The organism is Streptomyces katrae (assembly GCF_000966975.1).
Lineage (GTDB): Bacteria > Actinomycetota > Actinomycetes > Streptomycetales > Streptomycetaceae > Streptomyces > Streptomyces katrae.
In genome coordinates this window covers 1-5,682 of the sequence record NZ_JZWV01000334.1, presented here as the reverse complement: position 1 = coordinate 5,682, position 5,682 = coordinate 1, and the positions used below count along the sequence as shown (strand labels likewise).

7 protein-coding genes are annotated in these 5,682 nt (G+C 70.7%); all 7 read right to left on the bottom strand.

From position 1 onward, the window contains the following. Positions 1 to 234 (bottom strand): squalene/phytoene synthase family protein (locus VR44_RS13140; protein ID WP_045947647.1); only part of this gene is annotated, 234 nt, incomplete at its 3' end. A gap of 328 nt (positions 235 to 562) precedes the next feature. After that, positions 563 to 1,345: an ABC transporter ATP-binding protein gene (locus VR44_RS13135; protein ID WP_045947646.1), complete on the bottom strand. Its 783-nt coding sequence runs from the start codon at positions 1,343 to 1,345 to the stop codon at positions 563 to 565. Further along, the gene (locus tag VR44_RS13130) at positions 1,338 to 2,273 is read right to left on the bottom strand and encodes an ABC transporter permease (protein WP_045947645.1); all 936 of its coding nucleotides are present in this window, start codon (positions 2,271 to 2,273) and stop codon (positions 1,338 to 1,340) included. Before VR44_RS13130 ends, VR44_RS13135 begins: the two co-directional genes overlap by 8 nt. A 96-nt stretch (positions 2,274 to 2,369) precedes the next feature. Continuing rightward, on the bottom strand, positions 2,370 to 3,215 hold the full coding sequence (locus VR44_RS13125) for a glycosyltransferase family 2 protein (protein WP_384754616.1): 846 nt from the start codon (positions 3,213 to 3,215) through the stop codon (positions 2,370 to 2,372). A 35-nt stretch (positions 3,216 to 3,250) separates the two neighbouring features. After that, positions 3,251 to 4,030: a CDP-alcohol phosphatidyltransferase family protein gene (locus VR44_RS13120; protein ID WP_094191593.1), complete on the bottom strand. Its 780-nt coding sequence runs from the start codon at positions 4,028 to 4,030 to the stop codon at positions 3,251 to 3,253. Next, the gene (locus tag VR44_RS13115) at positions 4,008 to 5,069 is read right to left on the bottom strand and encodes an iron-containing alcohol dehydrogenase family protein (protein WP_045947643.1); all 1,062 of its coding nucleotides are present in this window, start codon (positions 5,067 to 5,069) and stop codon (positions 4,008 to 4,010) included. Before VR44_RS13115 ends, VR44_RS13120 begins: the two co-directional genes overlap by 23 nt. Beyond that, positions 5,057 to 5,682, bottom strand: a 626-nt coding sequence (locus tag VR44_RS13110; protein WP_045947642.1) for a phosphocholine cytidylyltransferase family protein, incomplete at its 5' end; no start/stop codon positions are given. The genes VR44_RS13110 and VR44_RS13115, both read right to left, overlap by 13 nt.

The window sequence follows — 5,682 nt, the reverse complement described above, 5'->3', positions numbered from 1 at the left end:
GAGGAGGACGGCGTCGCGGCCGCCGGGGGCGAGGTCGCCGTCGCCGATGTCGTCGACGAGACGGGCGTACCCGTAGACCGCCATGAGGCCCTGGCGCCAGGCGCGGGGCAGGAAGGCGGGGGCGACGGGGAAGTTCTCCGAGGCGGCCTTGGCGAGGGTGGCGCCGGCGTGTGCGCCGGGGGCGCCGCCGGAGGCCGGGGCCGACGGGTTACGGACGCCGTGCCCGGCGGTCACCGCCCGCCGCCCGGGGCCGGGACGGCCGCTGTGCCTGGGGGCCGCAGAATTCCCGTAGCCATTGCCGTCACGTCTCCCGTTCTACACTGCCGACCCAAGTCATCCCATTTCGGACACGCCGCGGAGTTTACCGGGGAGTATCCCCGAGTGACCCGGGCGGCCCGGCTGCGGGGAATCGTCCCCTCTTGGCGCGATTCAGAACTGGTCCAGCTTACGCTGTACAACACCACGGGGACCTATCGGGTGGCCACCACGCCCGGAATGTCGGCCGCACGGCGAGGCCCCCGCCGCGGGAAGCGGCAGGGGCCTGGGCACCGGGGGCGGCGGCTCAGTGGCTGCTGGCCTTTTCGTACGCCGCGACGACCTCTTCGGTGGGCCCGTCCATCAGGAGCTCACCCTTCTCCAGCCACAGCACCCGGCTGCAGGTGTCGCGGATGGAGTTGTTGTTGTGGCTCACCAGGAAGACCGTGCCGGCCTTCTCCCGCAGCTCGCGGATGCGCGCCTCGGAGCGGACCTGGAACTTGCGGTCGCCGGTGGCGAGCGCCTCGTCGATCATCAGGACGTCGTGGTCCTTGGCCGCGGCGATGGAGAACCGCAGGCGCGCCGCCATGCCGGAGGAGTAGGTGCGCATCGGCAGGGAGATGAAGTCGCCCTTCTCGTTGATCCCGGAGAAGTCGACGATGTCCTGGTAGCGCTCCTTGATCTGCTCGCGGCTCATGCCCATCGCGAGACCGCCGAGGACGACGTTGCGCTCACCGGTGAGGTCGTTCATCAGCGCGGCGTTGACGCCCAGCAGCGAGGGCTGGCCGTCGGTGTAGACCTTGCCGGACTCGCAGGGCAGCAGGCCCGCGATGGCGCGCAGCAGGGTGGACTTGCCGGAGCCGTTGGAGCCGATGAGGCCGATGGCCTCGCCGCGGTAGGCGGTGAAGGAGACGCCGCGCACGGCGTGCACCCGGCGGACACCGGGTGCGTCGCGGTTGCCCCGGCGCATGATCTTGCTCAGGGCCGCGGTGGCGCTGCCCTTGCCGGAGCTGCCGGTGTTGACGCGGTAGACGATGTGCACGTCGTCGGCGATGACGGTGGGGACCCTGCCCCGGTTGTTCTCAGCCACGGCCGTAACGCTCCTCAGCCTTCCAGAAGTACACGAAACCGCCGAGGCCGATCACGACGGCCCAGCCGACGGCGAAGGCCCAGACGTGCGGCGGCAGGTTGTGCCGGCCGTAGTCGTCGATCAGCGCGTACCGGACCAGGTCCATGTAGATCGCCGCGGGGTTCCACTGGAGCACGTCGGTGACCCACTCGGGCACGTGCCGGTCCTTGAGCGCCCCGCTGATCGAGAACATGACGCCCGAGGCGTACATCCAGGTGCGCGTGATGAACGGCATCAGCTGCGCGAGGTCGGGGGTCTTCGAACCCATCCGCCCGAAGATCAGCGCGAGGCCGGTGTTGAAGACGAACTGCAGCGCCAGCGTCGGGATGACCAGCAGCCAGGACGCCCTGGGGTAGTTGCCGAAGGAGACCGTGACGATCAGCACGACGATCATCGAGTACAGCAGCTGCTGGAGCTGCTGCATCGAGAAGGAGATCGGCAGGGAGGCGCGCGGGAAGTGCAGGGCGCGGACCAGGCCGAGGTTGCCGGGGATGGCCCGGACGCCCGCCATCAGCGAGCTCTGGGTGAAGGTGAAGACGAAGATGCCGGTCACCAGGAAGGGGATGTAGACCCCCTTCTCCATGCCCCGGCCCGCGTTCATGATCAGGCCGAAGATCAGGTAGTAGACCAGCGCGTTGAGCAGCGGGGTCGCCACCTGCCAGATCTGCCCGAGCTTCGCCTCGCTGTACTGGGCGACCAGCTTGGCCCGGGAGAAGGCCATGATGAAGTGGCGCCGCTCCCAGAGCTGGCGCACGTATCCGCCCAGGGTGGGCCGCGCGCCGCTGACGGACAGACCGTACTTGGCGGCGAGCTGCGCCGGGGTCAGCCCCGCGTCGTCGGACGGCGGCTTGCTCGTGGCGAGGGCGCCGTCGGGGGTTGTGTCACTCACAAGTTGAAACTTTCCGTCTTCCAGATGCGCAGGTGGGGCATCGGGCCTGGAGCGCCGGACCCGTGGTCGGGGCCCATGGTCCCAGACGCGAGCTTCTCAGATGACAGGCGGTCGGCCCAGTCGCGTCAGCCGCCAGACCGTACGCCACCGCATGGGGCGACGGGGTCCGCAGGGGGCGGTCAAACCCTCCTTGAACCCGCCGAACCAGGCCTTGAGCGCGGCCGCCGAGGGCCTGCGCACCAGCGTCAGCGCCAGCCAGACCCCCAGGTAGACCGGGACCAGCGGGGCGGGCAGGTTCCGGCGGGCGAGCCACACCCGGTTACGCGCCACCATACGGTGGTAGACCGCGTGGCGGGAGGGGGCGGTCGTCGGGTGCAGCAGCACCATGTCCGCGCGGTAGTCGATCAGCCACCCGGCGTCCAGGGCCCGCCAGGCGAGGTCGGTCTCCTCGTGGGCGTAGAAGAACTCGGCCGGCAGCGCGCCCACCTGCTGGAAGACCTTCGTGCGGACGGCGTTGGCACCGCCCAGGAAGGTGGTCACGCGGGAGGAGCGCATCGGGTCGGAGGCGCGCAGCCGGGGCACGTGGCGGCGCTGGGTGGCGCCGGTGTCCGGGTCGGCGATCCGGAAGCTGATGATCCCCAGCTCCGGGTCCTCGGTGAAGGCCTGCCGGCACAGCTCGGCGGTGTCGGTGCGCTCCAGGAGCCCGTCGTCGTCGAGGAAGAGCAGGACGTCCACGTCGCCGCCGCCGGGGCCGAAGGCCTCGATGCCGACGTTGCGGCCGCCCGGGATGCCCAGGTTCTCCGGGAGGTGCACGGTCCGCACGCCTTCGGGAAGGCCGGTGACCTCGACGCCCTGGCCGACGACGACCGTCTCGACGGGTTCGCCGTCCTGCCGGGCCACCGAGTCCAGGAGCGCCTTCAGTTCGTCGGGGCGGTTGCCCATGGTGATGATCACCGCACCGACGCGCAGCGGGGCGCTCACCGCAGCCTGCTCGAGGCGAGGATGGACACCAGGTGCAGCACCGTCTGCAGGAGCGCGATGCCGGCCAGGACGGCGACGCCGAGGCGGGAGAAGAACAGGTCGCCGCGGATCTGGTCGAGGACCGCCAGCACCAGGATGAGCAGCGAGGCCTCGATGCCGAGGACCAGGCGGTGGAACTTCAGCGCGGCGGCCGCCCGGCGGGCCAGGGCCATGCCGGAGGAGCGCGGCTCGGCGGCGGACTCCTGGACCACGGGCTTGCCCGCCTGGTGGCGGGCGACGCCCACCAGGTCGGTCTCGGCCTTGATCAGGATCGCGCCGAGGGCCGCGAGGGTGCCCAGGAAGGCCCACAGCCAGTCGATCCGGCCGCCGCCCCACAGGTCGGCGGCGCGCAGCCCGAAGCCCACGAGGACCGCCGCGTCGCACAGGTAGGCGCCGACGCGGTCCAGGTAGACGCCGGAGAGCGAGAACTGCTGCTTCCAGCGGGCCACCTCGCCGTCGACGCAGTCGAGCAGCAGGTAGCCCTGGACGGCGAGCACGCCGAGGACGGCGCCCCAGATGCCCGGCACCAGCAGGGCCGGGGCGGCCAGGACGCCGCTCAGGGTCATCACGTAGGTCAGCTGGTTGGGCGTGACCTTGGTGGTGACCAGGAGGCGGGTGACGCGCAGGGAGATCTCGCGCATGTAGAGGCGGCCGCCCCAGTGCTCGCCACTGCGCCGGTCCTTGACGCCCGCCGGGTGAACGACGGGGCGCAGTTCAGCTACGGATGGTCTGGGCATAGTCGGCGTAAGCGTCCCTGATCTCGGCTGCGGACAGGTTGAGGTGCTCCAGGATGGTGAACCGTCCCGGGCGGGTCTGGGGGGCGTACTCCACGGCTGCGGTGAACTCGTCGACGCTGAAGCCGATCTCCTGGGGCAGCACGGGCAGGCCGTGCCGGCGCAGCACCTCCACGAAGAGCCCGGACTGCTCGCGGGCGCCGCGCAGGTGCATGGCGAAGGCGGCGCCGATGCCGACCTGCTCGCCGTGGAGCGCGGAGCGCCCCGGGTGGAGCAGGTCGAAGGCGTGGCTGATCTCGTGGCAGGCGCCGGACGAGGGGCGGCTGTCGCCGCTGATCGACATGGCGATGCCGGAGAGGACGAGGGCCTCGGAGAGCACGGTGAGGAACTCGTCGTCGCCGCAGCCGCCGGGGTGGCGCAGGACGGACTCGCCCGCGGTGCGGGCCATGGCGGCGGCCAGTCCGTCCACGGCCTCGCCGGTGATCTTGTGCGAGAGCTCCCAGTCGGCGATGGCCGAGATGTTGGAGATCACGTCGCCGATGCCGGCGCGGACGAAGCGCGTGGGCGCCTCACGGATCACGTCGAGGTCGATGACCATGGCGATCGGCGTGGGCACGCCGTAGGAGCCCCGGCCGTTGTCGTTGTCCAGGATGGACACCGGGGAGCAGATGCCGTCGTGGGAGAGGTTGGTGGCGATGGCCACCATGGGCAGCCCGACCCGCGCCGCGGCGTACTTCGCCACGTCGATGATCTTGCCGCCGCCCAGGCCCACGACGGCGTCGTAGCGGCGGCCCTTTATGTCGTCGGCGAGCTTGACCGCCGAGTCGATGGTGCCGTCGACGACCGGGTACCAGTCGGCGTGCGGCAGGGCCTGCTCCAGGCGGGCGCGCAGCGCCTGCCCGGAGCCCCCGCTGATCGCGATCGCGAGCCGGCCGGACGTGGAGATCCGCTGGTCGGCGAGGATGCCGTCCAGTTGGTCCATCGCCCCGCGGCTGATGTCGACGACGACCGGCGAGGGGATCAGCCGCGTCAGTACTGGCATGCGATCGTCCGGCCCTTGGCGAGGTCGTCGTGGTTGTCGATCTCGACCCACTTCACGTCGCCGATGGGGGCCACGTCGATCGTGAAGCCGTCGTTCACGAGCTGCTGGTAGCCGTCCTCGTAGTAGAGGTCGGGGTCGCGCTCGAAGGTGGTCTTCAGCGCCTCGGCCAGCTGCTCGGCGGCCTCGGGCTCGATGAGGGTGACGCCGATGTACTCGCCGGTCGCGTCGGCCGGGTCCATCAGCTTGGTGATCTTGCGCACGCCCTGACCGTCGGCGGTGACGACCTTCATCTCCTCGTCGGCCAGGTTCTTGACCGTGTCGAGGGCGAGGATGATCTTCTGGCCGTTGCCGCGGGCGGCGAGGAGGGTCTTCTCGACGGAGACGGGGTGGACGGTGTCGCCGTTGGCGAGGATCACGCCCTGCTTGAGGACGTCACGCGCGCACCACAGGGAGTAGGCGTTGTTCCACTCCTCGGCCTTGTCGTTGTCGATCAGCGTGATCTTGACGCCGTACTTGGCCTCCAGCGCCTCGCGGCGCTCGTAGACGGCCTCCTTGCGGTAGCCGACGACGATGGCGACCTCGGTCAGGCCGACCTCGGCGAAGTTGCCCAGGG

Coding starts and splice junctions, on each gene's coding strand:
- VR44_RS13120 (WP_094191593.1), bottom strand. CDS start 4,030: ATGCCCAGACCATCCGTAGCTGAACTGCGCCCCGTCGTTCACCCGGCG.
- VR44_RS13115 (WP_045947643.1), bottom strand. CDS start 5,069: ATGCCAGTACTGACGCGGCTGATCCCCTCGCCGGTCGTCGTCGACATC.
- VR44_RS13125 (WP_384754616.1), bottom strand. CDS start 3,215: ATGGGCAACCGCCCCGACGAACTGAAGGCGCTCCTGGACTCGGTGGCC.